Below are 26159 nucleotides of genomic sequence, written 5' to 3' on the forward strand. Positions count from 1 at the left end.
TTAACCCTTCAGGTAGTATTAAAGATAGTATTGAAGTGTCCAAAATAATAATGTTGTACAAAATTAAATAAACTTCTCAACTCCCCAACTTTTTTGCTTGATCCATAATAACCTGTTAAAGCAATGGAGTTTAACTGAAGCAGACAACCTGTTTCTTTTATTTGATGGTAATTTTCTATTGATGAATAGTAATAAGGGTATCTTTCAGGATGAGCTAAAACAGGCTTGTAGCCAGCATCTTGCATAGTTTTTATAAACTCAAACAAGTTTTGAGGCGAGTTAATATAAGATAACTCGAAAAGCAGATATTTATTTCCAAAAGTCAAAACCTCTTTTTGTTTAACTTTTTTTTCTAAAGTTTCATCCAGATAATATTCTGCAGCTGCATCCACCTCCAAATCTAATTGAATCTCCTGTAAACCTTTTCTTAAAATATCCAATCCTCGGTTAATCGTATCGGGAGTATTTCTGAAATAATCGGCCATGATGTGTGGCGTTGTGATTAATTTCTTAAATCCCAGATTCTTAAATCTTTTCGCAAGCAATAAAGAATCGTTTAAGGTCTGCGCACCATCATCAATACCAGGAATAATATGAGAGTGCATATCTGTACCTATATTTGAAAAATTAAATTCAGGAAGTATTTTTTTCTTTTTGAAGAATCCGAACATACTGAATAATTGTATTTTGCAGATTAAATCTCTTTTGGCAAATCTGCCGCTTCTGCCGCACTTGCTAATTTAGAGGAATAAATTTTAGAGAGCAACTGATTTATGTTTTCTGATAAATCAAATTGCAAATCTTCGTGTAGTTTATTGAATTTATTTAAGGTTATTGAAACTGTTTTAACATAAAATGTGGCGAACAAAAAGCCAAAATCTTTATAGCCAAATAGCGATCTTTTATAATCGAGCGGGATAATGCCTAAAATGAAAAACTTCAATTCAACTTCTCCGAAAGAATCTTTGGTAACCTTATAAAAATGGTTAACGCTTGTTATCATCTTTCGAACTTTAACAAGCGCTTCCTTTACGTTAAGTTTTTTCAGTTCTGATATTTGACTTTCAATATCAGCTTTTATATTTTCTTTTCTATATTCTAAATCCCTTTCATCTTCTAGTAACTTGTAATGAAGATGTTCAGTAAGCACTTTATCTTTAGCAATTAGGCGCAGTAATAACTTATCTTTTTCTTTAACCGGTAAATTTGTTATCGCAATTTTTAAGTCTTTATGCTCTGCTAGCTTCATTTAAAATGGATTTGCCTTTATATATTTTTCCCACTCCCAAGCAGAGCGCATCATTTCATTTAAATCTAGTTCTGTTTGCCAGCCTAATAATTCTTTAGATTTACTAACATCTCCATAAATTTTCTCGATGTCTCCACCTCTTCTTGGCCCAATCTGATAGTTTAATTTTTCTCCGGTCGAGCTTTCAAAAGCATTAATAATTTCTAAAACCGATGAACCTTTTCCTGTTCCAATATTAAAAACTTCGTAGTTTGCTTCTGCTTTTTTCTCTTCTAACCTCTTAATTGCGGCAACATGTGCCTTTGCCAAATCTACAACGTGTATATAATCGCGAATCGCGCTTCCATCTGGCGTGTCGTAATCGTTTCCGTGTACTACAATTGGCCCACGTTTGCCAATAGCAGATTGTGTAATAAAAGGAACTAAATTAGCAGGAACACCGTTTGGCAGTTCGCCAATCAATGCAGTTTTATGTGCGCCAACAGGATTAAAATAACGCAGTGCCACAATGTTTAAGCCAGGTGTAACTGCAGCAGTTTCAACCAAAATTTCTTCGGCAATTTGCTTTGTATTACCATAAGGAGATTCTGCAGGCTTTACTTTTTCAGATTCTGTTACTGGTAAGCTATCTGGCTGTCCATAAACTGTACATGATGAAGAAAATACAAAATCGATATTTTCATTAAATACCTCTAATAAGTTAATTAGACTGAAAAAGTTGTTTCTGTAATATTTTAACGGTTTTTGAACAGATTCGCCAACAGCCTTAAAAGCAGCAAAGTGAATGATACCTGTAATATCATTATGCTTTGCTGCAAATTCATTCACCTTTTGTGCATCACACAAATCGAATTGATGAAACTCAGGTTTAACCCCGATAATTGCTTCGATTTGATCTAAAATCTTAATACTAGAGTTTGATAAATCATCAACAATTACAACTTCGTAACCTGCATTATGCAGTTCTACAACTGTATGGGAGCCAATGTATCCTGTGCCTCCAGTAACTAAAATTTTAGACATTTTTAACGATTATATTTTTGAAAATCTTTGTGTTCTATTTTTGCCAAAGCCTCTTCAGGCAATGACTTAAAGTATTCGTAAGTTATTTTTAACCCTTCTGCTCTGCCAACTTTTGGCTCCCAACCTAATAAAGCTCTTGCTTTTGTAATATCTGGTCTTCGTTGCTTTGGGTCATCTTGTGGAAGTTCTCTATAAACTATCTTTTGAGATGTACCTGTCAATTTAATAATCTCTTCGCAAAATTGTTTGATAGTAATTTCATCAGGATTACCAATGTTTACAGGCTGAGCATAATCGCTCATTAGTAAACGGTAAATTCCTTCAATCAAATCATCTACATAACAGAATGAGCGAGTTTGGCTTCCATCACCGAAAACCGTTAAATCTTCACCACGTAATGCCTGACCTATAAAAGCCGGTAAAACACGGCCATCATTTAATCGCATTCTTGGCCCATAAGTATTAAAAATGCGAATAATACGCGTTTCTACCCCGTGGAAAGTATGGTAAGCCATCGTAATCGCCTCTTGGAAACGCTTAGCTTCATCGTAAACACCTCTTGGCCCAACTGGGTTTACGTTACCCCAATATTCTTCGGGTTGCGGATTTACGCTTGGGTCTCCATAAACTTCTGAAGTAGATGCAATTAGCATCCTAGCGCCTTTTGCTCTTGCTAATCCCAATAAATTATGTGTCCCCAAAGAACCTACTTTTAAGGTTTGAATCGGGATTTTTAAATAATCTATCGGACTTGCAGGTGATGCGAAGTGTAAAATATAATCTAGTGTTCCGGGTATATGAACAAATTTAGAAACGTCGTGATTATAAAACTCGAAATTCTCTAAATGAAATAAATGTTCGATATTACTTAAATCGCCAGTTATCAAATTATCCATACCGATAACATGATATCCTTCTTTTATAAATCTATCACAAAGGTGAGAACCTAGAAATCCAGCTGCACCAGTAATTAAAATTCTTTTGTTACTCATATTAATCTACCAATTTACGGCCAATGCTGTTATAATAATATCCTAAATCAATCATTTTTTCGAGGTCGTATAAGTTTCTTCCATCGAAAATTACTTTGTTTTTTAAAGTTGATTCAATTTTTTCGAAGTCTGGGTTACGGAAAACCGACCATTCTGTTGCAATTAGTAATGCATCGGCATTTTCTAATGCTTCATACTGATTTTCTGCGTACTTAACTTTATCACCTATTACACCTTTAACATTCGCCATTCCTTCCGGGTCGAAAACAGTTACCGTTGCTCCATTTTTAACTAAAGCATCAATAATATATAAAGCTGGTGCTTCACGAATATCATCAGTTTCTGGCTTGAATGCCAAACCCCAAAGTGCAAAATGTTTACCCTGGATATCGTTTTTATAATATTTCAAAACCTTATCAACCAAAATTGTTTTCTGGCGTTCGTTTACTTCCATAACCGATTTAAGGATTTGGAAATCATACTTATTCTCATCTGCAGCCATAACCAATGCCTGAACATCTTTAGGGAAACAAGAACCACCATAGCCAATACCTGGGAATAAGAAACGTTTTCCAATACGTTCATCAGAACCAATTCCTCTTCTAACTGCATCTACATCTGCTCCAACCAATTCGCAAAGATTTGCAACTTCATTCATGAAGGTAATTTTTGTAGCTAAAAATGAGTTCGCTGCATATTTTGTTAATTCAGATGAACGCTCATCCATAAACAAAATTGGGTTACCCTGACGAACGTATGGTCCGTAAAGATCAGTCATTAATTTTTTAGCTCTTTCGCTTTTAGTACCTAAAACAACTCGATCAGGTTTCATAAAATCTTCTACAGCAACGCCTTCGCGTAAAAACTCAGGATTCGAAACTACATCTACTTCGATATCAGTATTTTCAGCAAAAACTGCTCTTACTTTATCTGCTGTACCAACAGGCACTGTAGATTTATTAACAATTATTTTATAACCCTTAATAATTTTTGAGATGTCTTTAGCTGCACCCAAAATATAAGAAAGATCGGCAGCACCATCTCCGCCCGGAGGCGTTGGCAATGCCATAAAAATAATTTGTGCTTCTTCTATCGCTTCTGCCAAATTATTGGTAAAATGCAATCTTCCCTGTTCAATATTTCTGTGAAAAAGCAAATCTAAGCCTGGTTCGTAAATAGGAACCTCGCCATTCTGCATTTTTTTTACTTTTGCCTCGTTTATATCAACGCAAATCACATTATTGCCTGTTTCAGCTAAACAAGTTCCGGTAACTAAACCTACGTATCCAGTACCAACTACTGCTATTTTCATATATATAATAAGGTTTTTTAAATATTTTCGTTTTATCTTGCCACGAAGATAATAAAATCCCACCAATGCTTTTACTTTATACAATAGGAATTAAAACTTATAGCTTTATTATTTGGATTTTCTCTTTTTTTAATGAAAAAGCTGCGTTATTTATTTCAGGCAGAAAACAGATATTCAATCAGATAGCCAAAAAAGTGATCAGCTCTAATCAAAATGTATGGTTTCATTTCGCCTCATTAGGGGAGTTTGAACAAGGCAGGCCTGTTTTAGAAAAATTAAAGGCACTACATCCACAAAAAAAAATAATTGTTACGTTTTTCTCTCCTTCTGGATATGAGATTAGAAAAAACTATGCCTTAGCTGATGGGATTTTTTACTTGCCTTTGGATGGAGCAAGAAATGCAAAAAGATTTATAGAAATTGTGAATCCGGAAATGGCCATTTTTACCAAATATGAATTTTGGTATTATTATTTTAAAGAACTCAGCAAGAACAAAATCCCATTATTTGTAATATCAGGAATATTCAGAAAAGAACAGATTTTTTTCAAAAGCTACGGTGGCTTTTATAGAAATATATTAAAACATGTAAATCATTTCTTTGTTCAAAATGAAGAAAGTGATTTACTTTTAAAATCAATTGGATTAAGCAATACAACGATTAGTGGTGATACCCGATTCGACAGAGTTTATGAGAATTCGATTTCACCAAAGAAATTACCAGAAATAGAATCATTTTGCAATAACTCACCTGTTTTAATTTGCGGAAGCACTTGGCCAGAAGATGAAAAACGATTAGCAGAATTGTCTTTAAAATATCCAAACTGGAAGTTTATTATTGCCCCACATGAAATTGACGGAAGCCATATTCAAAGTATTCAAACTTTATTTCCCCAAGCAATTAAATTTTCTGAATGGGGATCTCAAAGTTCAAAACCTCAATCTCAAGTTTTGATTATAGATAATATTGGGATGCTTTCCTCATTATATCAATACGGAAAGTTAGCATATATTGGCGGTGGTTTTGGTGCTGGAATACATAATACTTTAGAAGCAACAGCATTTGGTTTACCTGTAATTTTTGGTCCAAAATATCATAAATTTCAAGAAGCGAAAGATTTAATTAAAATAGCTGCGGCCAAAAGTATTTCAACAACTGAAGAATTAATTACTGCTTTTGAATACTTTAATCAAAATGAAAGTTCATCAGCCGCCGCTAAAAATTATGTGGAAGAGAAAAAAGGAGCAACGGAAGTGATATTGAAAAATATTAATTTTTAATGCGATCATCAAATAAAAAGGGCAATACTTCTTTTAATTTTATTTTGTTAAAATTAGGATGATTTGGATTTAAAAGATAATTGAACTCTTCGTGAATGATTGATGACGGAACTTTTAAAATGGCTGTTTTACTGTCTTTTATCCATTGATTTCCGATTTTCTGCATAAAGTGCATGTGCTCAAAATCATCCCAGTTTTTTGGCAAATCTTTTAAATAAATTTCGGTTACAGATATTGAATTCGGTATCTCTACCTGCATTACACTAAAATTTGTTGATAAACCTAGCTTACTTCTATGAACAACGTTTTCTAAGCAGGCTAAAGCTCGAGACCCAGAGGTATAAATAACTTTAATATCATTGCTATTCCATCTTGCGGCTCTACCAGAAGCCACCAAACTATCGGCATATTTAGTTAAAGTAATCCTGAAAACAAACATTAAGCTAAATCTCCAAACTCGATACGAATTAGTTCTTCCTCAATTAAAGTAATACCTGTAAATGTATCCATTAAGCTAAAAGGAATTTGATTACCCAAACCAAAAGCGCTGGTATTTAACCATTGATGAAAGGCACTTGCAGAGCCAAAAACCTCAATACCCTTTTTAAATAACGCAAAAGATTTAAGCAATTTTTCACTTAAAGATGCATCAAGTTTTAAATCCTGAATGGCATAGTTTTGAATGGTTTTTACGGTTGTTTTAAAGGTAGTTTGAAACTCATCGTAAGTAAAACCCGATATAGAAATAAAATCTAGAGCTGCTTTTGCTGCTAAACCTCTTTTTGAATTTGAAAGCAATGCAACAGGATTGGCATACATGGCCTGATAATTAACCATAGCTTCCTCAACAATTGGTTCAGAAATTTCTATATTATAAGCTTTAGATTTTTTCATACTCAAATATAGAAATTTTTCTCTATACAAAAGAAATTTTTCTAATTTTTAATCATTCCAGCTAGTGCTTCAATAAAAACAGGGCTATCATTTAAACTTTCAACTAACTGAACGTGTTCTCCACCTAATGCTCTAAACTCTTCATGATATTCTACCGTAATTTCGTAAAGTGTTTCCAAGCAGTCGGCTACAAAAGCCGGACTAAAAACCAATAAACGTTTTTTACCTTCCGAAGCTAATTTCTTTAAAATATCGGTGGTATAAGGCTGAACCCAAGGTTCTTTACCTAAACGGGATTGAAAACAAACAGTGTAGTTTTCTTTTGCAATATTTAACTCCTGTGCAATTAATCTTGCCGTATCATGCCCTTGTGCAGAATAACAAAATTTATTTGTGTCGTTTAACGTTTGGCAACAGTTTGCATTTTTTAAACAATAATTACCGGTATGGTCACATTTTAAAAGTTGTCTTTCGGGCAGTCCGTGGAAACTAAATAAAATGTGGTCGTAAGTTTCTGGACTATGTTTTCTAGCGTTTTCTGCAAAAACTTTAATCATTAATTCATTGTCATGAAATGAATTAATAAAAGAAATTGGAGGAACAGTTTGCCACTTGCTCACTAACTCCATAACCAATTGCATTACAGAACCTGTACTTGCCGATGCATATTGAGGAAACATTGGAATAACCTGAATACTTTCTACCAAACCAGCTTTTAAATTAGCCAAAGCAGAAGCAATCGAAGGGCTTTGGTAACGCATTGCCAATTCTACATGATAATCATCGCCTAATCTTTCCTGCAACATTTTTGCTTGCAGCTTACTGTAAAAAAGCAAGGGCGAACCATTTTCATTCCAGATTTCTTTATAAAGTTTTGCGGTTTTAGGGCTACGGAAAGGAACAATTATGCCTTTAACCAATAATGTTCTATTAAAGGCAGGAATATCAATTACTCTTTCATCCATCAAAAACTGATCTAAATACTTTTTCACATCAGATACCGCAGGACTATCAGGTGTGCCTAAATTAACCAGTAAAATTCCCTTCTTGCTCATTTATAAAGAATATGTTTTGTGACGCAAATATCGTTTTTTTATTGTTTTTAACCTATCCGAAAAATATGATAGCCGACATTTTTCAGTCAAATTACCATCAGTTTTTTGTTTTATACAATTGCCACCATGGTGTAGCAGGTTTTTGGTGATGCTCTAAATGATAGCCAAAAAAGTAGCAGGTTAAAAAAGCAAATAAATGGTTTTTATTTAAGGTAGAAGAATGATATTCGTTATCGTGCTCACCTTTATGCGGCAAATAGGTTCCAAAATAAAATAGCTGAAAGGTACTTAGCAAAGATGGAAGAACCCAAAAAAGCAACAAGTTTCTCTCATCAACCCAAATTTTTAAAACATTATAAGCAACAGCCATTATTATAAGTTGAATAACAGTAACGTAATTCATCATAAAGCTAAAATACCATTTCCAAAAACCGTGAGGCGCAAAATCAGGGTCTTCATTTGTATGAACATGGTTATGATGTTTGTGATGTTTTTTATAAAGTTTATTATAGAAAAAACCTGCATAAAGAAACACGGAAAGATAACCTACAAAAGTATTAATGGTTTTATTTGATGAAATTGTACCATGCATTGCATCATGAGCTGTGATAAACAAGCCGGTAAATAAATGCATTTGGCAGAAAATGAGTAAATAAACTAATGGATTATTCCACTGAAAATCCCAGCGTAAAAGATAAAAAAGTAGACCAAACCAACCACAGATTACCGTTAACGCGACAAAAATTCCGATAGCTGATTTTACAGGTTTCAATTGCTATTATTTATTTGTTTAATATTTAACGATTAAACACCCTAAACTGAAAATTGATTTATTAATTTGAGATTAATATTGCTCTAACGCAGCTTTTACTTTTTCCATCAACCACATCGGGGTTGATGTTGCACCACAAATACCTACTTTATCATTTTCAGTGAACCAGCTTTTATCCAACTCTTCTACATTAGAAATAAAATAAGAATCGTTATTGTACTTCTTGCAAACATCATACAAAACCTTTCCGTTTGATGATTTTTTACCAGAAACGAAGACTATTTTATTGTAATCACTTACAAAATTTTCCAACTCTTCGTAACGATTAGAAACTTGTCTGCAAATAGTATCATTTGCTTTAACCTCGTAGCCGCGAGATATCAGTTCATCTTTTATGTGATAAAATTTATCTACACTTTTTGTTGTTTGGCTATATAAAGTAAATTTAGAAGGTAATTCTACATTATCTAACTCAGCTAAATCCTGAAAAACGATTGCCTCGCCATCGGTTTGCCCTTGCAAACCTATAACCTCTGCATGTCCGTGCTTACCAAAAATTAAAATTTGCTCATTATCATCATGAGAATTTTTAATCCTGTTTTGCAATTTCAAAACAACCGGACAAGAAGCATCAATTAAGGTTAGATTATTTTCTAAAGCAAGCATATAAGTAGAAGGTGCTTCTCCATGCGCTCTGATTAAGACCTTCTCGTTTTTTAAAGTTTTTAAAACTTCATGATCGATGATTTTAAGCCCCATATTGGTTAGACGCTCTACCTCTTCGTCGTTGTGTACAATATCACCAAGACAATATAACCGGCCTTCATTTGCCAAAATATCTTCGGCCATTTCGATAGCGTAAACTACACCGAAACAAAAGCCAGATGATTTATCTATAGTAACTTGTAAATTGTAACTCATTGCAAAGCAAAATTAAGCAAAAATATCCTATCATCTTGTCATGTACAAGACAACAAAAAATATTAGCTGAGAAATGAACATTGTAGCACCGATGTACTTTTGTTGCTTAAGCCCCAAAGCATAGTAAAACTTTAATAAAATAACCGAAACGATAAACCATGCAATGTAATTCTGCATCGGAATTTCTTTCCAATCCCAGTGCCAGTAATCAAATTTCATGGCTATTGGCTCTAAAAAAAAATCGAAAATAATTAAACAAAGGCCTCCCAAAAGCGATGCTAAAATACCATTTCTGATTTTTAGGCTTTTAATCATTTGCCCAGTACTGAAGATAAGAATAACCCAGTTAACGCCCATTAATAATGGAACGGTTGCAACTTTTAGGCCTAATGTTGTTCCATAATAATAGCTCCCGAAAATTTTACCTGTTTTTACGCCTAAAACCTCGACTAAAAATCCGCAGAGAAATACGCCACAAACAAATAGTAAGAGCCTTTTAATATCCGCATTGTAAGAAAAAACAATAACAGCAAACATTAAAAGAAGATGAAATGGAACTAGCTTGATGAAATATGGTTGAGCTGCAGGAATAAGGAAACCAATTAAACCAACCAAATGAAAAATTATAATAACGGCAACGGCCAATCGTTTTATTTTTAAATCTGCCTGATCAATCTGCCCTTCCATGTACCTTTTTTAAATAAGTGATTTTTTATAGAAATAATTGAGATTAGTAAAAAAAATAACATCTGTAAAGGATGCAAAACAAGATTCAGAATCACGTTTTGACCCGATAAAAGAGATATCATTAATCTGCTAAGAACAATCAGTGTTAATGGTAATACAAGCAAACTTACATTAAAGTTTAAAATTAAAATAAGCGGGCCAATAATTACCAAAAGCTGGTAAAGTAATAATATTATAATGTTATTACCAAAACCAGCAAGTAAATTTTTACTAAAACCGCTTATGCTTTCGTTAAGATTTTTATACATCCGGCAGTAAATTAATCCGTTAGCCAATAAAGCCTCTGTTTTAAAGCCCTCTTGTTTAAGTAATTTTATTATTTCTACATCTTCTATAACCTGCTCTTTAACCCTTTCATGCCATTTATTTGCGTGGTAATTAGCTGCATTAAAAAACATACATTGTCCGCTTGCCGCAGCAAAAGCCGGATTTTTTGAAAATCTCACTAAACGAAGTGGCAAAAGGTTTAATAAAATAAAATGCATTAAGGGAACCGTTAATTTTTCGCCAAGCGTAACCATTTCTTGGTTGGTAAATAAACTTAGCAAGCTTATTCCGTTTATTTCTACTCTAAAAATCAAGCTATTTATTAAACCTTTTTTAATGGTTTCATCCGCATCAACAAATAACAAATATTTTCCGGTCGCCATTTCCGAGAGTTGATGGCAAGCAAAGTTTTTACCCAACCATCCTTTAGGAAGCTCTGCTCCTTTTACAACCTTAAACCGAGGATTTTCTTTTGCAAAACCATCAACAACATTAAAGGTGTTATCTACGCTACCATCATCTAAAATGATAACCTCGTAATTAGCGTAATCTTGTTCTTTTATAGATTTCAGGAGTTGAATTATATTCTCTTCTTCGTCTCGGGCAGGGATTAAAATAGAAACCTTATCTTGATAGTGCTTTATTGCCCTTGGTAATTTCGGATTGGAAAGAAAATTAAAAACGGTTACTGAAAACCTAATAACCAGAAAAATTAATGCAGCGTAAATAAAAATTGTCATTCGGTTATGTGATTTTGTTTAACAACCGAAGTATCGTAATGTTTATTGTAAGCACTTTTGAGCAACTGCAAACTAATATATTCTTCATTTTCCCAATTCTGTAAATAAGTATATACTGATGCTTTACGCCTCTCAAAAAAATCAACAAAAGTAGCTGCAAATATGATATTGATTTTCTTTTGACTGGCATTAATCATTTGCATAACACCTTTTTCAAATGAAATGCTTGTTAAATGATTGGAATATAATTTCCCCTGAGGAAAAACTAAGACTAAATTATCAGGATTATCAAGTAATTTACCTGCATAATTTAAAGTCTCCAAAACATCTTTACCCCTGTTTTCTGCCGCGAAAGCACCTAAATATTTTAAAAAAATAACTTTGTTGTAATTTTCGGCATTTACCAATACATGAAACTGCTTTTTGAAAATTTTTTTATTGATATAAAAAATAAAAAAACCATCCCACCAGCTAAAATGATTTGCTAGAATTAGAACTGATGAATTTTGATTGATTTCTGCCTTATCAAAATTAAAAGCTGCAAAATCCTTTTTGATGATAAACTGAATATACCAGGAGAAAAATTTATAGACTATTGTATTTTTTCGGGGCTGATACATAGTGGAAAATTGCAAAAATTTAGGGTTAATTGCAAATAGAGCTTTTAATTTAACTCAAATAAACTCTGTCTTCCTCCCCTTCTACATCCATAACAACATCTACGTGTTCTTTTAAAATGGTAGCAAGTTCGAGCCCAACAAAATCTGTGGCAATAGGAAAAATCTTATGACTTCTATCTACTAGCACTACAGTTCTGATTTTTTTATGAGGCGTATTTAAGAAAACACCCAAGCCATAAGCAAGTGTTTTGCCACTGTTAAGTACGTCATCTACAAGAATAATCACCTTATTTTTCCATTGGTTTTCATCCAAATCTGTAGATGCAATAAGCTTGCTTGCCTCTCTTTCTAAATCGATTCGAAGTAAGGTTAGCTTAAAATCAGAGATTTTTTTAAGCACCTTTTCTAATCTTTTAGCCAATTTATAGCCCCTATCCCAAATTCCAGCAAGTACAATTTCTTTCTCGTTAAGGTTATCCTCCAAAATTTGATAAGCTATACGGTCTATTTTTTGTTGTATTTGTTTTTTATTCAGGATGAGTAATTGCGATGCGGCCATTTCAAAAAGGTTTGAATACAAAAAGAACGATTTTAAGGGTGAAATTCAAGCGTTTTCGAAAATAATTTCTTTATCCTGCAACGTTTTGGTTAGAGCGACGTCTAATAACTAACCAAAAAACAAATCCACAAACTTATTTCAAACTATAAAACTGGAATAAATTTGAATCATTTAATTAAAAATATTATGAAAAACCTTTTAAAAGCCTCGGCTACTTTATTATTTATGGTTGTGAGCAGTTACATGACAAGAGCTCAAGAAACCAAAAACGTTGCGGTGAAAAACATTAGCAGCATAACCGTAAGTAGTGGTATCGATTTATATTTAACTCAAAGTGGAAGCGAAAGTTTAAACATTAAAGCGTCTTCAGATTTACTTAAAAATGTTGTTGTGGAACAAAATGGTGGCAACCTGGTAATAAAAATGAAAGAAGGCATTAGCTGGGGTAGCATGTTTAAAAACCAAACCATTAAGGCTTATGTAAATTTCAAAACATTATCAGCGTTAACTGCATCTGGCGGCAGCGATGTTTACAGTCAAAATCAGATTAAAGCAGATAAATTTGCTTTACGGTCTTCAGGTGGTTCTGATGTAAAATTAACCTTGGTTTGCGAGGATTTACAATTACAAAGCAGCGGCGGTAGCGATGTTAAACTAAATGGAAAAGCAGAAAACATGGTTCTGCAAACCAGTGGTGGCAGTGATGTTGATGCTTATGATTTTATTGTTGATTATGCTAAAGTTTCGGCTTCAGGAGGTTCTGATGCTAATATAAATGTAACTAAAGGATTAGAAGCAGGTGCTTCTGGCGGAAGCGATGTTCATTACAAGGGCAATGCTTCGTTAAAGAAAACATCATCATCCAAAAGTGGTGATGTGACTAAAGTAAACTAGTTAGTTTTAGGTTTAATTAATTTACTAGCGCTGTTTTGCGGATGCAAAAACAGCGCTTTTTTTTGAAATGACTACACAGATTAAAAGTTTACACGGATTTTCACCTCTATAAAATCATTGCAGAAACCTTAAACATTTTAACCTTTCTTATAAGGATAGTAAATGAAATTCGCTCCTTCTGGCACGACTACAAAAACACACATAAAGGTTTCAGGTTTTTTATAGGTTTTCAAAAACGATTCCTTTTTCTCTTTATTAATTATGCCCTTCTCCACAAACTCTTCTAATGTAGATGCCTGAATAGACCATTCCGTGTTTAATTCTTCTCTATTTAAAATAAGTTCGCCAATGCTTACTACATGTTGATGAGCGATAAAAATTGGATGGTTAGAAATTCCCTCCACCATAATTTCTATTGCAACTTCTTTAATCGTATCCGAATAAAATTCTAAGTCCTTTTCTAAACTAACCAACGGACTTTCTTGTTTTTTCTGCGCTCCGCTATCTTCTGGCGTTGCATTTAATAATTCTTCTCTATCCATTTTATGGTAAAAGGTATATGGTTTAAGGAATAAGGTTTTGACAAGCATAAAAGTTAAGGCATAAATACCTTAAACCTTTCTCCTTATGCCTTCAGCCTTAATAATACTACATTTTCAACATGCTGTGTATGTGGGAACATATCAACTGGTTTAATCCGCACAACATCATATTTATCTTTTAATAATTCCAAATCTCTTGCTTGTGTTGCCGCATTACAACTTACATACACAATTTTCTCGGCTTCCATTTCCAATAAACGTTGTACAACATCAGCATGCATACCAGCTCTTGGTGGGTCGGTAATTACCACATCTGGTTTACCATGCTCAGCAATAAAATGGCCCGTTAAAATATCCTTCATATCACCAGCATAAAAGATGGTGTTGTTAATCCCGTTTAATTCAGAATTGAACTTTGCATCTTCAATTGCAGTTGGCACGTATTCTACGCCAACAACCTGCCTTACATTTTTTGCTATAAAATTTGCAATCGTACCAGCTCCGGTGTATAAATCGTAAACCAGTTCATCGCCTTTAAAATCAGCAAAATCTCTTGTAATTTTATATAATTCAAACGCTTGGTCAGAATTGGTTTGATAAAAAGATTTAACACCAATTTTAAATTTAATACCATCCATTTCTTCAAAAATATGGTCGCGACCCGCAAAAGTAATTACCTCCTGATCAAAAATGGTATCGTTTCCCTTTTGGTTGATAATGTACAGCAACGAAGTAATCTGCGGAAATTCTCCTTTTAGGAAATTCATTAAACCATCAATTTGTTCTTGCTCCGGATAAGCGAATACAACGGCAATCATTACCTCGCCAGTAGATGAAGTACGAATAATCAGGTTGCGTAAAGTACCTTCATGATTTCTTAAATCGTAAAACGAAAGCGAATTTTCTAATGCATATTTTCGAACGGCATTTCTAATACTGTTCGATGGTTCATCCTGTAAATAGCAATGCTCTATATCTAAAATTTTATCAAAACGTAACGGTACATGGAAACCCAGAGCATTCATATCTAAGTCTTCATCACGCTCAATATCCGTTCTATCTAACCAACGTTTATTAGAAAAAGTAAACTCTAGTTTATTACGATAATATCTGTTTTTAACAGAACCTAAAATTGGTTCGGCCGATGAGGTATCTATTTTACCAAGTCGCTGTAAAGCGGCCTCAACATTTTGTTGTTTAAATTTTAACTGTGAATTGTAACCCATGTGTTGCCATTTGCAACCACCACAAGTACCAAAATGAGGACAAAAAGGCTCGGTACGTAAATCCGATTTTACATGTATCTGCTCTATAATTGCCTCCGCAAAATTCTTTTTCTTTTTGGTCAGGCGAACATCAACCACATCTCCAGGAACGGCCTTATCTACAAAAATCACCAATTCATCAGCTTTACCTACGCCCTTTCCCTCTTCGGCAATATCAATTATTTCTACGTTCGGAATTATAGTTACCGTACCTGGTTTTCTTCTACTCATTATGCCGCAAAGATAGTAGTAAAAGCTGAAAGACTAAAGAGGAAAGACCAAAGGAAAATTTAGGCAGAAAAATAGTTTGTGTTCTTTATTTGAAAATGAACGGTATTACCATTTGGCAAAATCGGCCCCGCATTCCGCTTTACTTCGTTGCACTTCGTGTTCGCTGCAATCGGGTTTATTTAACAATAGCTTGCTTTGGATGTAAACCTGTTTAGTTCTAAAAACTTAATTTTAGAAAATAACTTTAAAAAGAGATTTAGAAACTGTTTAAAGAGGATTTTCACAAAGGTGCGTGGAGACACACACCTTGGCTATTGCCATGGAATTGGAGTTGAAATTTAAACAGTTTCTTACTATTTGCCGAAAAATTTAAGCGCAGCTCCCCAAAACCCGTCTGCCCAATTAAATTTTAGGTCAAATTTTTCGTCTACTAATACAGAAAATTCTAATATTTCTTTGCTCATGATAAAAAACCTATCTATTTAAGCAATAATACAAAATTCAGACCAAAAACCAAAACGGTTCAAATTAATTTTTTGTTAAATTTACATGAATAGGTTAATTGAAAAGACCTTTAAGCATATTTAGCTAATAATTTGATGTGTTCAATACAAAATGTGCAATGTTAATAAAACAATATGTGCCTATTTTTTCTTAAACATAAAGTTGACCATCATCTCGATACAAAAAATCTAACCTAACTTTCAGAGTCCAATGAATTCATTTAAGAAATAATCGTATGTTAATGTTTGCTGTTCCGTTGTTAATTTATTTTTATTAGCTAGATGATTTATTCAAGACCCATCAAAAAGAATTAAACAAAAAATGCTACTGTTTTATCTCTAGAGCATTTTTCAGTATTATTTAGATAAGTATATTTACAACGCTTTATCAGAATCATCATTTTTTATTCCATATTCTTTTAATCCGCATCCAATCATTCGACACACCTAACTGCTTCAAGCCCAAATTCTTCCAACTTGCTGCTTAAATTTCTAAATTCTGGGTCTTTACAAATAGCCTTAATTAAATTTGGGTTAACAACTCCTCGTGCTTGACAAAGTGCATAATTTTCTTCATAAGAGGGTGCAGGAACCTAAATCCAACTGTTGATCCTGCTCAAGAACTCAGGAATTCCCTTTACATTTTTTTTTTGCATCCCTTAAAAGTTCAAGATGAAAGTAATCAGGTGCAGAAAATAAAATTCCTGCTATATTGGAGTTGGCATTTAGATCAATGGGGCTTTAACAGGATAGTCAATGCCTTGTTCGAGTCGTCATAAGAGAGCGTTACGACCGCCAGTTTTTCATTATGAGTGATCGTTGTTTTGGCTTTCGTGCTTGCGCTAAAAGCCTTAAGAGATGTATTAAACCAGGCTGAAGCCTCTACACTTACTAGGTCAGTCAGCAATTGATTAATTGACAGCGGCAGAGCCTTTTTACCAAGAGCACTACGGCCCATTATAGAAATAATATTAATACCTAATACCTGATTTTTTTTTGAAAAAATCTGTATCCCCCCCTTGCCTTTGAAATTTGCATAAAAGTGTTCATTCCCGTTTACTTCCTTTCCTTTGATAAACTGAATGCCAGTATTTTTGGATTCAATTTTTTTTATCACTTCAGACGTTGATGAAAATGGGATCCCGCCGTTGATCGATAATTCTTCTGAATGAAGATTTAAGACATTCGATTGAGCTATTGTGGCAGAAATAAATAGAAATAAGACAGCTAAAATAATTTTTCGTTCAATTCTCATATGGCGTTACCGATAAGGATTGCTTAAGTGATAAATCTAATATAGAAATTATAATCATCCTTTTTTCTTCCCTGCTACCCGGAACAATAAGATTCGGGACAGAAAGGCATAAATGCAGGATAGAAGGTGCAATTGCAGGATAAAACTTTATAAATCAAAGAATAAGATTAGCGTGCAACTTATAAACTTTTCGCGGATGGATTATCCCGCATTAAATGAACCGAATTTTAAATTAGCAGCGCCACCTATCCTATTATTATGTGGGAGAATCATAATTTGTTTTATTAACATTTAGAAATTCACAAAAAATCATTTTTTGTTTAGGACAGCACACCTTGCTCAATTTTTCGCCGATAATAAGCCTACTAAAAGTACTTTAACAAATTCATAACTATTTGATTAACCGATATAATTTGGTAACTTAATACATCATTTCACCTAAAAAGGAGGTTCATCATGAACGTTATCCGTAAAATTGAACATTGGGGCGATGTTCATCAAACAAAATGGCTAGATTTTCTTAGAATTATTTTAGGCCTCGTAATTTTTGGCAAAGGCATATCTTTTATCAGCGACACCTCAACACTTCAAAATTTAATTACCGAAAACAATGTATTTGGATTTTCTGGTGTTCTAATTAGTGTAGCTATTCACATTGTAGCTTTTGCCCATTTAGTTGGCGGCATTTTAATTACGTTGGGATTAGTAACACGATTTGCAGTTGTTATTCAAATTCCGATATTACTATTTGCAGTATTTTTCGTAAATCTTACTAAAGGATTTTCGATGCCAAACTCAGAACTTTGGTTATCCATTTTAGTCTTATTTATGCTAATTCTATTTTGGGTTATAGGTTCAGGACCACTATCGGTTGATGATGGCTTAAAGAATAAAAAAGGTAAGCGTTACGATTAATTAAAAGCTTATCAACAATAAAACTATTCTTAGTATCTTTCAGCGATTATAGCTAATATTCATGAAATCAAAGATACTTTTAGGCCTGCTTTTAGCGGGATTTTCGAGTTACGCTCAAAACTCAGCAGAAGCAAATTTTAAATTAACACGCCCAGGATTTAAAGAGCAAAATGCATTTGCAACAACAGCATTTGTAGAAAAATATTTCCGCTTGCCAGGTAATACGGGTTTCAATGCAAGTATTCATCATGTAGAAGATATTTTGAAAAAAGCAGGTTTTGTAGAGCAAAAACAAAATGAGTTTGAAGCACCATTAACTTATCGCATCGAAAAACGAGCGATGAAAAACAAAACCTGGGAACCGGTAAACGCAAATATCGACATCGTTGGAGAATCACAGCCATTGATTTCTTTTAAAACGAATCGCAATATGATTCCGATTAACTGTCAATCTACACCACCCGAAGGTATTACCGCAGAAGTTATTTACATCCCAAAAGTGGTTCCGGCAGAAATTGACAAAATGGATTTGAAAGGAAAAATTCTATTTTCAGAAACAAATCCATCAAGATTATTAGCGATAGCAGCAAAAGCTGGAGCTGTAGGTGTTTTAGGTTATTCTATGCCCACATATACACAACCAGAAATACACCAAACTTCAATTCAATTTGGAAGGATGGCAGCCAATAGCGATGTGTGGACGTTGTTATTATCTTTTGGCGCAAAAGAAAAACTGAAAGCTTCTTGCTTAAAAGGCTCAACAAAACTAAAAGTTAACATCGAAACTAAAATTTATCAGGCAGAAGAATTAACCATTGTTGCTAACTTAAAAGGTAGCGAGAAACCTGATGAACGTTTCGTTTTCAGCGCTCACGTTCAGGAGCCTGGTGCAAATGATAATGCAAGCGGTGTAGGTACGCTCGCTGAAATGGCTAGATTAACAGCAGAGCTTTATCAAGCAAAAAAAATTAGCCCAAAACGTACATTAACCTTTTTATGGGGCGATGAAATTGTATCGACTAAGCGATATATTGTAGAAGACACCACAAGAGCAAAAGGGATTTTATGGGGAATGAGTTTGGATATGGTAGGTGAAGATACAAAGAAAACTGGTGGTTCTTTCTTGATTGAAAAAATGCCAGACCCATCGGCAATATGGACCCGGGGAACAGACAAACACACAGAATGGGGTGCTGGAGATGTTGGCGAAAAAGACCTTTTCCCTCATTATTTCAACGACTTTATTTTCGATATCTGCAAAACACAAGGAAAGTTCGCAAACTGGACGGTAAACTATAATCCTTTTGAAGGTGGAAGTGACCATACTCCTTTTCTACAAAATAAAATTCCTGGTTTATTAATGTGGCATTTTACCGATGTTTTTTACCATACAGATAACGACAGATTAGACAAAGTATCGCCAACCGAAATGAAAAACGTTGGTATAAGCGCTTTAACTGCAGCCTACACTTTAATTTCTGCGGATGAAAATACGGCAACCGCAACAGTAGCGCAGGTTAAAGCAGATGCACTGATTCGCCTTAAAACCGAATTCGATTTAAGTAAAAAAGCAATTGCAGATGGAAAGCCCGCTGCTGACGAAAAGCATATTATCGAAGTTTGGAGTAAATGGTATATTGATGCTTTGGCTACAATTAATAAAATGCCAGTAAAACCCGAAACAACAAGAGTTGGTTCTACCATAAAAGTTGCAACTGGCGAAATTGAAAAGCAAACAAAAACCTATCTGGAAGAGTTGAAGTAATTCAATTATATAAAATGCCAAAAGCAATAATTATAGGTGCAGGAATTGCTGGAATAGCTTCTGCAATTAGAATGGCTGTTAAAGGCTATGAAGTCGAGGTTTTTGAATCAAATTCTTATCCTGGGGGGAAACTTGCCGAGATTAATTTACACGGTTTTCGTTTTGATGCTGGGCCAAGTTTATTTACCATGCCACAATATGTAGATGAGCTTTTTGCGCTGGCAAAAAAGAATCCTTCCGATTATTTTCAATATGATAAACTAGGTGAAATATGTAGGTATTTTTATGAAGATGGCTTGAATCTAACCGCCTGGACCGACATTAATAAATTTGCAGATGAAATTGAGCAGAAAACAAATTCTTCTGCAGAGGAAATCAAAAAATTTCTGAATAAAAGCGAAACCATATATTCGGTAACGCATAAAGTATTTTTAGAAAGAACACTTCATAAATTAAATAGCTACTTACATTGGGACACCGTAAAATCTGTTTTTAGGTTTGGGCAAATTGATGCTTTTCGTACACAAAGCAAGGCCAATGAAGCTTTCTTTAACGATGAGAGAATTGTTCAGTTATTTAATCGTTATGCAACTTACAACGGTTCTAATCCATATCAAGCTCCTGCCACTTTAAATGTTATTCCTCATTTTGAGTATCATTTTGGCGCTTTTTTACCTAAAAAAGGAATGTATAGCATTACTACATCTTTAGTAAAACTGGCGGAAGATTTGGGTGTTAAATTTCAATTTAATACAAAAGTTGAAGAAATTGTTTTTAAGGCGGATGGTAGAGGGATAAAGGTTGAAGGTGTTAGAAACAATGGACAAATTCATAAGGCGAATTTTGTTATTTCGAATTTAGATATTTGGTTTACTTACAAAAATCTCCTAAAAGATTTCAAGGCTCCGAAAAAGCTACTCAGTCAGCAGAGAAGCAGCTCTGCACTAATTTTTTATTGGGGCATGAAAAATGAATACCCAGAATTAGGTTTGCACAATATCTTATTCGCTGAAAATTATAAAGCAGAGTTCGATTCAATTTGGAAAGAGCAAACCATTTGCTCAGACCCAACAATTTATATCAATATTACTTCAAAACACATTAAAGCTGATGCACCTAAAGGTTGTGAAAATTGGTTTGTGATGATAAATGTTCCGGCAAATAATGGCCAAAATTGGGATGAGTTTATTATTAAAGCTAAAGAAAACATTATTCAAAAACTAAACAGAATACTAAAGAAAAATATTGCTGATGATATTGTTTGCGAGCAAATCCTCGACCCAAGAAGCATTGAAATTAAAACAGGCTCGTATCAAGGCTCGTTATATGGCAACAGTTCAAATAATCAGTTTGCAGCATTTTTGAGGCACCCAAATTTTAGTTCAAAAATAGAAAACCTATACTTCTGCGGTGGTAGCGTGCATCCCGGCGGTGGAATTCCCCTAGCATTACTATCTGCTAAAATTATTGACGATAATCTGAAGCTTACTAAATCTTAAAAGGATACATTTGTTTAGATGGCATTTGAACTGTCCCAATCTTAACAAATCATATTATGAATTTTCACACACGCAAATGGATAAAACCAGAAGACTTAAATCCTAACGGAGGATTATTTGGTGGAAGTCTTTTAAAATGGATAGATGAAGAAGCTGCAATCTATGCGATTGTTCAGCTCGAAAACCCAAAAGTAGTAACCAAATATATGTCTGAAATTAATTTCGTTAGTTCGGGCAGATTAGGCGACATTATTGAACTGGGTATCACAGCCACAAATTTCGGCACAACTTCTATTACCATGTGCTGCGAAGTAAGAAATAAAATTACCCGAAAAAGTATTTTAACAATTGACAAAATTGTTTTCGTAAACATTAATGATTATGGCGAGCCAACACCTCACGGTAAAACGAAAATAAAATATATTGAAGAACAGTTTGCTGAAGAAGACCAAGGCAATGCTTAAGTTTTGCTTTGCATTTTAATTACTTCTTTGAGTTTTTCTGCATCTAAATCAAATGCATTAACAATAACTTTTGCTTTGGTATAAAATGGATTTCGCTCAGCCAGTTTTACATTTATAAACTCCAGTAGTTGCTCATCATCTAAATCTTTAATTAAAGGTCGTTTTTGCCTGTTTTGTAATCTGGATACTAATTGAGCAGGCTGCATTTCTAGATAAGCAGTTGTGCCGTTTGTATTCATCCAATCCATATTATCAAAAAAACATGGTAAACCGCCGCCCGTTGCCACAACACAGTTTTCAGGATATGGGTAAGTTTTAAGCGTTTCACTTTCATAATCTCTGAAACCACTTTCGCCAAAAGCTTCGAAATACTCCGCTATTGTTTTTCCAGTTCTGGAAACAATTTCCGCGTCCAAATCAATAACCGGGCAATCTAATCTATGCGCTAGCTGTTTGGCTTTTGTACTTTTACCACAACCCATATAGCCGATAAGAAAAATAATTCCTAACCCCTCCGCCCCTAAAGGGGAACTTGAATTTCTATCGTTCATATACCACTTCTATTTTTAGTTATCGTTATTCCTATCTCAGTTTCTCTTTTACTTTTACTCTACTGCATTTATTTTCATCTTTAGTTTCCCCTTTTGGGGGCTAGGGGGTTAATTTAACCCTCGGATCAACATACGCATACAAGATATCAACCAAGATATTTATAACCACAAAAACAAATGCAATAAATAAAATAGAGCCCATAACCACCGGGAAATCCGACATTTCTAAAGCTGTAACCGTAGTTCGACCCAATCCGTTATATCCAAAAATATATTCAACAAAAAAAGAACCTGCCAGCAATGAAGCAAACCACCCAGAAATAGCGGTTATGACTGGATTCATAGCATTTTTTAACGCGTGCTTGTAAATTATCGCATTTCTACCCAAACCCTTTGCTCTGGCCGTACGGATATAATCTTGTGCTAAAACATCAAGCATGGCGCTTCTGGTTAGTTGAACAATTATAGCTAAAGGTCTTAAACCTAAAGTTATCATTGGCAGCCAAAGATTTCTTAATGTTAAAATTTCGCCATTAAAAGGATCATAACTATATAAACTACCACTCATTCTTAATCCCGTATAATTACTTAACACAAAACCAAAAAGCCAGGCAATTATAATCCCCGCAAAAAAAGAAGGTGCAGAAATACCCAAGATTGCAAATGCATTAGCCGATTTATCTATCCATGAGTCTTTATAAACTGCTGATAGTACACCCAAAAAAACGCCAATAATTGTTGCAAAAATCATAGCGGTTAAGGCAAGGATAAAAGTATTCGGAACGGTTTCTGAGAGAATTGCCGTAACATCTCTTTTGGTTTGATAAGAGCTTCTTAAATATGGCCATTTAAGAACTAAAGCCTTTTTTTCGAAATTGATAAGCTTTGCGTAGTGATACTTTTTCTGTGTCAAGCTATCATTATCTAAAACACTAACTGGTGATAAATCATTTACATAAAGAACAAACTGCATTGGTTTCGACCTATCTAAACCAAATTCTTTACGCACAGCTTCGAGCGATTGCACATCTGCTCTTTGTCCCATCGTCATTCTTGCAGGGTCGCCAGGTAAAATATTAAACAAAACAAAAACAACCAATACAACGCCAGCCATAACCAGTAATCCGTATAAGAGTTTTTTTACTGCGTATCCTAACATCTATTTGCTAAAATATTTTGTACTCAACTGTTCGAAGCTTGGTACATTATGGAAATGCCATTTATTTATAACCACACCATTTTTTAAAAGTATTACACCAGGATTAGCCCTAACCATACTTTTTAAAGGAACAGCATCAGCATAAAAAACTTCGGAGAAAAGATTATTCTTTTTAATAAATTTCTGTGCATCAATTGCCGAATTTGAGGTTAACAAAACGCTTCTGATATTAAATTGTTGTGTTGCATTTAACGCTAAAGCATTTAAATCACCAATGGCTTTCTCATTTGTGTTATTTAAATTATAAGCCACAAAAACCAAACTGTAATATGGATTTTCTATTAGTTCTTTTGTATAATCTGTTCCTGAAGCATCAGTAATAATCAAATCTTTAATTTTAGGATCATATCCTTTTTTAACTAACGTTTTCGTAGGTTCTCCAACAATCTCCCAGTTATTATCTTTCCAGATTTCAGTTTTCAGATATTCCTTATCGCTCATATCCTTTTCATCCTTAGTTTTTTTATTTTTAAGGTGATACATGATTTGAAATTCATCTGGTTTTTCTCCGGGAGGTATAACCATTAACGAAGGAATATGTGCGCCAACTTTATACGGTAGAAAATCGATAACTGGCAAAAAATTATAAGTGTATAGCCCGAAAAGCAAAGCTACAACAGAAATCAAAATTGCAATATTCAGTTGCGTTTTATCTTTTTTAAAAAAAGGAAGAATTGAATCTTTTTTAAGGAATATGTAAATGATAAGTACCAGTAGCACAATATCTTTACCGAAAGACTGCCAGGGCGTAAGCGGAATAGCATCGCCAAAACAGCCGCAACTGGTTACCACTTTAAAAAAGGCTGAAACGAAAGTTAAAAGTGTAAAGAAAATTATCAGTAATAGCAATCCCCAGGAAACTTTTTTACCCCAAAAACCAAGTAAAAGCAATGCACCTAAAACAATTTCGAGTGTGCAAAGTAAAATTGCTATACCAGTTGCAGCAGGACTTAAAAAATCCATATGAAATACCTCGAAATATTCTTGAAGCTTATAACCAAATCCTAGTGGATCATTGGCTTTTATCAACCCTGAAAAGATAAATAATACCCCGACAAAAATTCTGGAAATTGTTAAAAGTACATTCTTCATTATTTTACGCCTAATTTGATTAATGCAAAAACAGAATAATTTAACATATCCTGATAATTTGCATGTACGCCTTCTGATGCAAGAGTTTGCCCTTCGTTATCTTCAATTTGTTTAACTCTGAAAACTTTCATTAAAATTAAATCAGTAAGCGAACTAATTCGCATATCTCTCCAAGCTTCTCCGTAATCGTGGTTTTTAGCAAACATTAAATCCTTTGTTTCCTGAACCTTAGTATCAAATGTATCTTGCACATCATCAAAAGGCATTTCAAGGGGATCGTTTTCGTTAAGTTCTAACTGCATCATTGCAATAACACAATAATTAATTATACCAATGTATTCTGGAATAATGCCCTCATCTACTTTACTTACTTTTTTTTCTTCTAAAGTACGAATGCGTTGTGCTTTAATAAAAATCTGATCAGTGATAGAGCTTGGCCTTAAAATGCGCCATGCTGTGCCATAATCTTTTGTTTTTTTAAGGAAAAGCGATCTGCAAACTGCGATCACTTCATCAAATTCAGAAGCGGTATTTGTTTGTGCCAAGGCCAATAATTATTTAGTTTTAATGTATTTTTGTATTGAAAAAACAAAAGCTAAAGATACATTTTTAAAGCGAAACCCAAATCCCGAAAGGGTTTAATATGGTAGAAAAAAACTTTTTTGAACCAAAACAGAGCTTAAATATTAGAGGCGAAATCTTCGATTTGAGTACGCCGAAAGTAATGGCGATATTAAATATTACACCCGATTCTTTTTACAGTAATAGTAGAACAAACTCAATTGATGATGCTTTAAGAAAAACCGAAATCTTTTTAAATGAAGGAGCAACTTTTATAGATATTGGTGGTTATTCATCAAGACCAGGAGCAAAAAACATTACTGAAGATAAAGAACTTAGCCGACTTATACCAGTTATTGAAGCACTAAACAAAAACCTGCCTGAAGCAATAATTTCTATTGATACTTTTAGAGCAAAAATTGCTGAACAAACTATTTTAGCAGGCGCACATATAATTAATGATATTGCTGCCGGAGATTTGGATGGACAAATGTTTGAAACGATAGCCCGACTTCAGGTGCCATATATTATGATGCACATGCAAGGAACGCCGCAAAATATGCAGCAAAATCCAGTTTATACTAATGTTTTATTAGATGTTATTGGTTACTTGGCAGAGAAAATTGACAAGTTAAAAAAACTCAAAATCCATGATGTAATCATCGACCCAGGATTCGGATTTGGAAAAACAATTGAACATAATTACGAATTGTTAAATCAAATGCAGGAGTTTAAAATTTTTAAATTACCCGTTTTAGTTGGTTTTTCGAGAAAGGGAATGATTCATAAAGTTTTGCAAAATACAGCAGCAGAAGCATTAAATGGCACTACAGTTTTAAACACTATCGCACTGCAAAAAGGAGCAAAAATTTTAAGAGTTCATGATGTGAAAGAAGCAGTAGAGTGCATGAAACTAGTTGAGATGATGGGTTAGTATGCACTTTTACATCAATTGAAAATTGTATACTGAAA

General features: G+C 33.9%; 29 protein-coding genes. 7 read left to right on the forward strand and 22 right to left on the reverse strand.

Going from position 1 to position 26159, the window contains the following annotated elements; all coding sequences use genetic code 11:
* Window positions 1-8: 8 nt before the first annotated feature.
* Genes ACFOUY_RS19855 through ACFOUY_RS19875 form a run of 5 tightly spaced genes read right to left on the reverse strand, consistent with a single transcriptional unit; the run spans window position 9 to window position 4576 of the window.
* Window positions 9-671: a tyrosine-protein phosphatase gene (locus ACFOUY_RS19855; RefSeq protein WP_378963022.1), complete on the reverse strand. Its 663-nt coding sequence runs from the start codon at window positions 669-671 to the stop codon at window positions 9-11.
* 23 nt (window positions 672-694) lie between these two features.
* Window positions 695-1249 carry a hypothetical protein gene (locus ACFOUY_RS19860; RefSeq protein WP_378963023.1) on the reverse strand — a complete coding sequence of 185 codons (555 nt, stop codon included), beginning with the start codon at window positions 1247-1249 and terminating at the stop codon, window positions 695-697.
* A complete protein-coding gene (gene galE / locus ACFOUY_RS19865; RefSeq protein ID WP_378963024.1) occupies window positions 1250-2272 on the reverse strand; it encodes a UDP-glucose 4-epimerase GalE in 1023 nt (340 codons plus the stop codon).
* Window positions 2273-2274: 2 nt separating this feature from the next.
* On the reverse strand, window positions 2275-3264 hold the full coding sequence (locus ACFOUY_RS19870; RefSeq protein ID WP_378963025.1) for a UDP-glucuronic acid decarboxylase family protein: 990 nt from the start codon (window positions 3262-3264) through the stop codon (window positions 2275-2277).
* 1 nt (window position 3265) lies between these two features.
* Window positions 3266-4576 carry a UDP-glucose dehydrogenase family protein gene (locus ACFOUY_RS19875; RefSeq protein WP_378963026.1) on the reverse strand — a complete coding sequence of 437 codons (1311 nt, stop codon included), beginning with the start codon at window positions 4574-4576 and terminating at the stop codon, window positions 3266-3268.
* A gap of 65 nt (window positions 4577-4641) precedes the next feature.
* Between ACFOUY_RS19875 and ACFOUY_RS19880 the strand changes: the two genes are divergently transcribed.
* On the forward strand, window positions 4642-5856 hold the full coding sequence (locus ACFOUY_RS19880) for a 3-deoxy-D-manno-octulosonic acid transferase (RefSeq protein WP_378963027.1): 1215 nt from the start codon (window positions 4642-4644) through the stop codon (window positions 5854-5856).
* On the opposite strand, the gene ACFOUY_RS19885 is transcribed toward ACFOUY_RS19880, so the two are convergent.
* From ACFOUY_RS19885 to ACFOUY_RS19925, 9 genes are all read right to left on the reverse strand, one after another.
* On the reverse strand, window positions 5846-6295 hold the full coding sequence (locus ACFOUY_RS19885; RefSeq protein WP_378963028.1) for an RES family NAD+ phosphorylase: 450 nt from the start codon (window positions 6293-6295) through the stop codon (window positions 5846-5848). The two genes, ACFOUY_RS19880 and ACFOUY_RS19885, sit on opposite strands and share 11 nt — an antisense overlap.
* Entirely contained in the window at window positions 6295-6750 is a 456-nt protein-coding gene (parS, locus tag ACFOUY_RS19890; protein WP_378963029.1) for a type II RES/Xre toxin-antitoxin system antitoxin, read from the reverse strand. The genes ACFOUY_RS19885 and parS overlap by 1 nt, the downstream gene beginning before the upstream one ends.
* 41 nt (window positions 6751-6791) lie before the next feature.
* A complete protein-coding gene (gene hemH, locus ACFOUY_RS19895) occupies window positions 6792-7805 on the reverse strand; it encodes a ferrochelatase (protein ID WP_378963030.1) in 1014 nt (337 codons plus the stop codon).
* Between the two features lie 97 nt (window positions 7806-7902).
* A complete protein-coding gene (locus ACFOUY_RS19900; RefSeq protein WP_378963031.1) occupies window positions 7903-8577 on the reverse strand; it encodes a fatty acid desaturase in 675 nt (224 codons plus the stop codon).
* 72 nt (window positions 8578-8649) lie between these two features.
* Window positions 8650-9498, reverse strand: a complete 849-nt coding sequence (locus ACFOUY_RS19905) for a 4-hydroxy-3-methylbut-2-enyl diphosphate reductase (RefSeq protein WP_378963032.1) — start codon at window positions 9496-9498, stop codon at window positions 8650-8652.
* 30 nt (window positions 9499-9528) lie between these two features.
* Window positions 9529-10185, reverse strand: a complete 657-nt coding sequence (locus tag ACFOUY_RS19910; RefSeq protein WP_378963033.1) for a carotenoid biosynthesis protein — start codon at window positions 10183-10185, stop codon at window positions 9529-9531.
* Window positions 10155-11252: a glycosyltransferase gene (locus ACFOUY_RS19915; RefSeq protein WP_378963035.1), complete on the reverse strand. Its 1098-nt coding sequence runs from the start codon at window positions 11250-11252 to the stop codon at window positions 10155-10157. The genes ACFOUY_RS19910 and ACFOUY_RS19915 overlap by 31 nt, the downstream gene beginning before the upstream one ends.
* On the reverse strand, window positions 11249-11872 hold the full coding sequence (locus ACFOUY_RS19920; protein ID WP_378963036.1) for a 1-acyl-sn-glycerol-3-phosphate acyltransferase: 624 nt from the start codon (window positions 11870-11872) through the stop codon (window positions 11249-11251). The genes ACFOUY_RS19915 and ACFOUY_RS19920 overlap by 4 nt, the downstream gene beginning before the upstream one ends.
* Before the next feature lie 49 nt (window positions 11873-11921).
* A complete protein-coding gene (locus tag ACFOUY_RS19925) occupies window positions 11922-12431 on the reverse strand; it encodes a phosphoribosyltransferase family protein (RefSeq protein WP_378963037.1) in 510 nt (169 codons plus the stop codon).
* Between the two features lie 186 nt (window positions 12432-12617).
* Here ACFOUY_RS19925 and ACFOUY_RS19930 point away from each other — a divergent pair, with 186 nt between their 5' ends.
* Window positions 12618-13325: a head GIN domain-containing protein gene (locus tag ACFOUY_RS19930; protein WP_378963038.1), complete on the forward strand. Its 708-nt coding sequence runs from the start codon at window positions 12618-12620 to the stop codon at window positions 13323-13325.
* A gap of 137 nt (window positions 13326-13462) precedes the next feature.
* Here the strand turns inward: ACFOUY_RS19930 and ACFOUY_RS19935 are convergent, their stop codons facing one another.
* The 4 genes from ACFOUY_RS19935 to ACFOUY_RS19950 all read right to left on the reverse strand — a co-directional run bounded on the left by ACFOUY_RS19935 (window position 13463) and on the right by ACFOUY_RS19950 (window position 17121).
* Complete coding sequence (locus ACFOUY_RS19935) at window positions 13463-13867, reverse strand: hypothetical protein (protein WP_378963039.1); 405 nt, start codon at window positions 13865-13867, stop codon at window positions 13463-13465.
* Window positions 13868-13950: 83 nt separating this feature from the next.
* Window positions 13951-15363, reverse strand: a complete 1413-nt coding sequence (gene rlmD / locus ACFOUY_RS19940) for a 23S rRNA (uracil(1939)-C(5))-methyltransferase RlmD (RefSeq protein WP_378963040.1) — start codon at window positions 15361-15363, stop codon at window positions 13951-13953.
* A 353-nt stretch (window positions 15364-15716) separates the two neighbouring features.
* Window positions 15717-15827: a phenylalanyl-tRNA synthetase subunit alpha gene (locus ACFOUY_RS19945; protein ID WP_378963041.1), complete on the reverse strand. Its 111-nt coding sequence runs from the start codon at window positions 15825-15827 to the stop codon at window positions 15717-15719.
* A 769-nt stretch (window positions 15828-16596) separates the two neighbouring features.
* Window positions 16597-17121, reverse strand: coding sequence for a hypothetical protein (locus tag ACFOUY_RS19950; RefSeq protein WP_378963042.1), 525 nt, complete (start codon window positions 17119-17121; stop codon window positions 16597-16599).
* 456 nt (window positions 17122-17577) lie between these two features.
* Here ACFOUY_RS19950 and ACFOUY_RS19955 point away from each other — a divergent pair, with 456 nt between their 5' ends.
* The 4 genes from ACFOUY_RS19955 (at window position 17578) to ACFOUY_RS19970 (ending at window position 21764) form a co-directional block, all read left to right on the forward strand.
* Window positions 17578-18036 carry a DoxX family protein gene (locus ACFOUY_RS19955; RefSeq protein WP_378963043.1) on the forward strand — a complete coding sequence of 153 codons (459 nt, stop codon included), beginning with the start codon at window positions 17578-17580 and terminating at the stop codon, window positions 18034-18036.
* Between the two features lie 61 nt (window positions 18037-18097).
* Window positions 18098-19801 (forward strand): M28 family peptidase, encoded by a 1704-nt coding sequence (locus tag ACFOUY_RS19960; RefSeq protein WP_378963044.1) that lies wholly within the window; start codon window positions 18098-18100, stop codon window positions 19799-19801.
* Between the two features lie 14 nt (window positions 19802-19815).
* Window positions 19816-21300 (forward strand): 1-hydroxycarotenoid 3,4-desaturase CrtD, encoded by a 1485-nt coding sequence (crtD, locus tag ACFOUY_RS19965; RefSeq protein WP_378963045.1) that lies wholly within the window; start codon window positions 19816-19818, stop codon window positions 21298-21300.
* Between the two features lie 56 nt (window positions 21301-21356).
* Window positions 21357-21764 carry an acyl-CoA thioesterase gene (locus tag ACFOUY_RS19970; RefSeq protein ID WP_378963046.1) on the forward strand — a complete coding sequence of 136 codons (408 nt, stop codon included), beginning with the start codon at window positions 21357-21359 and terminating at the stop codon, window positions 21762-21764.
* On the opposite strand, the gene ACFOUY_RS19975 is transcribed toward ACFOUY_RS19970, so the two are convergent.
* The 4 genes from ACFOUY_RS19975 to ACFOUY_RS19990 all read right to left on the reverse strand — a co-directional run bounded on the left by ACFOUY_RS19975 (window position 21761) and on the right by ACFOUY_RS19990 (window position 25171).
* Window positions 21761-22315, reverse strand: coding sequence for a shikimate kinase (locus tag ACFOUY_RS19975; protein ID WP_378963047.1), 555 nt, complete (start codon window positions 22313-22315; stop codon window positions 21761-21763). The genes ACFOUY_RS19970 and ACFOUY_RS19975 overlap by 4 nt on opposite strands.
* A 100-nt stretch (window positions 22316-22415) precedes the next feature.
* On the reverse strand, window positions 22416-23474 hold the full coding sequence (locus ACFOUY_RS19980; RefSeq protein WP_378963048.1) for an ABC transporter permease: 1059 nt from the start codon (window positions 23472-23474) through the stop codon (window positions 22416-22418).
* On the reverse strand, window positions 23475-24626 hold the full coding sequence (locus tag ACFOUY_RS19985; RefSeq protein WP_378963049.1) for a BT_3928 family protein: 1152 nt from the start codon (window positions 24624-24626) through the stop codon (window positions 23475-23477).
* A complete protein-coding gene (locus tag ACFOUY_RS19990) occupies window positions 24626-25171 on the reverse strand; it encodes a DUF1599 domain-containing protein (protein ID WP_378963050.1) in 546 nt (181 codons plus the stop codon). Before ACFOUY_RS19990 ends, ACFOUY_RS19985 begins: the two co-directional genes overlap by 1 nt.
* 98 nt (window positions 25172-25269) lie before the next feature.
* Here ACFOUY_RS19990 and folP point away from each other — a divergent pair, with 98 nt between their 5' ends.
* The gene (gene folP / locus ACFOUY_RS19995; RefSeq protein ID WP_378963051.1) at window positions 25270-26121 is read left to right on the forward strand and encodes a dihydropteroate synthase; all 852 of its coding nucleotides are present in this window, start codon (window positions 25270-25272) and stop codon (window positions 26119-26121) included.
* Window positions 26122-26159 lie beyond the last annotated feature (38 nt).

The organism is Pedobacter jamesrossensis, assembly GCF_042650905.1.
Classification (GTDB): Bacteria; Bacteroidota; Bacteroidia; order Sphingobacteriales; family Sphingobacteriaceae; genus Pedobacter; species Pedobacter jamesrossensis.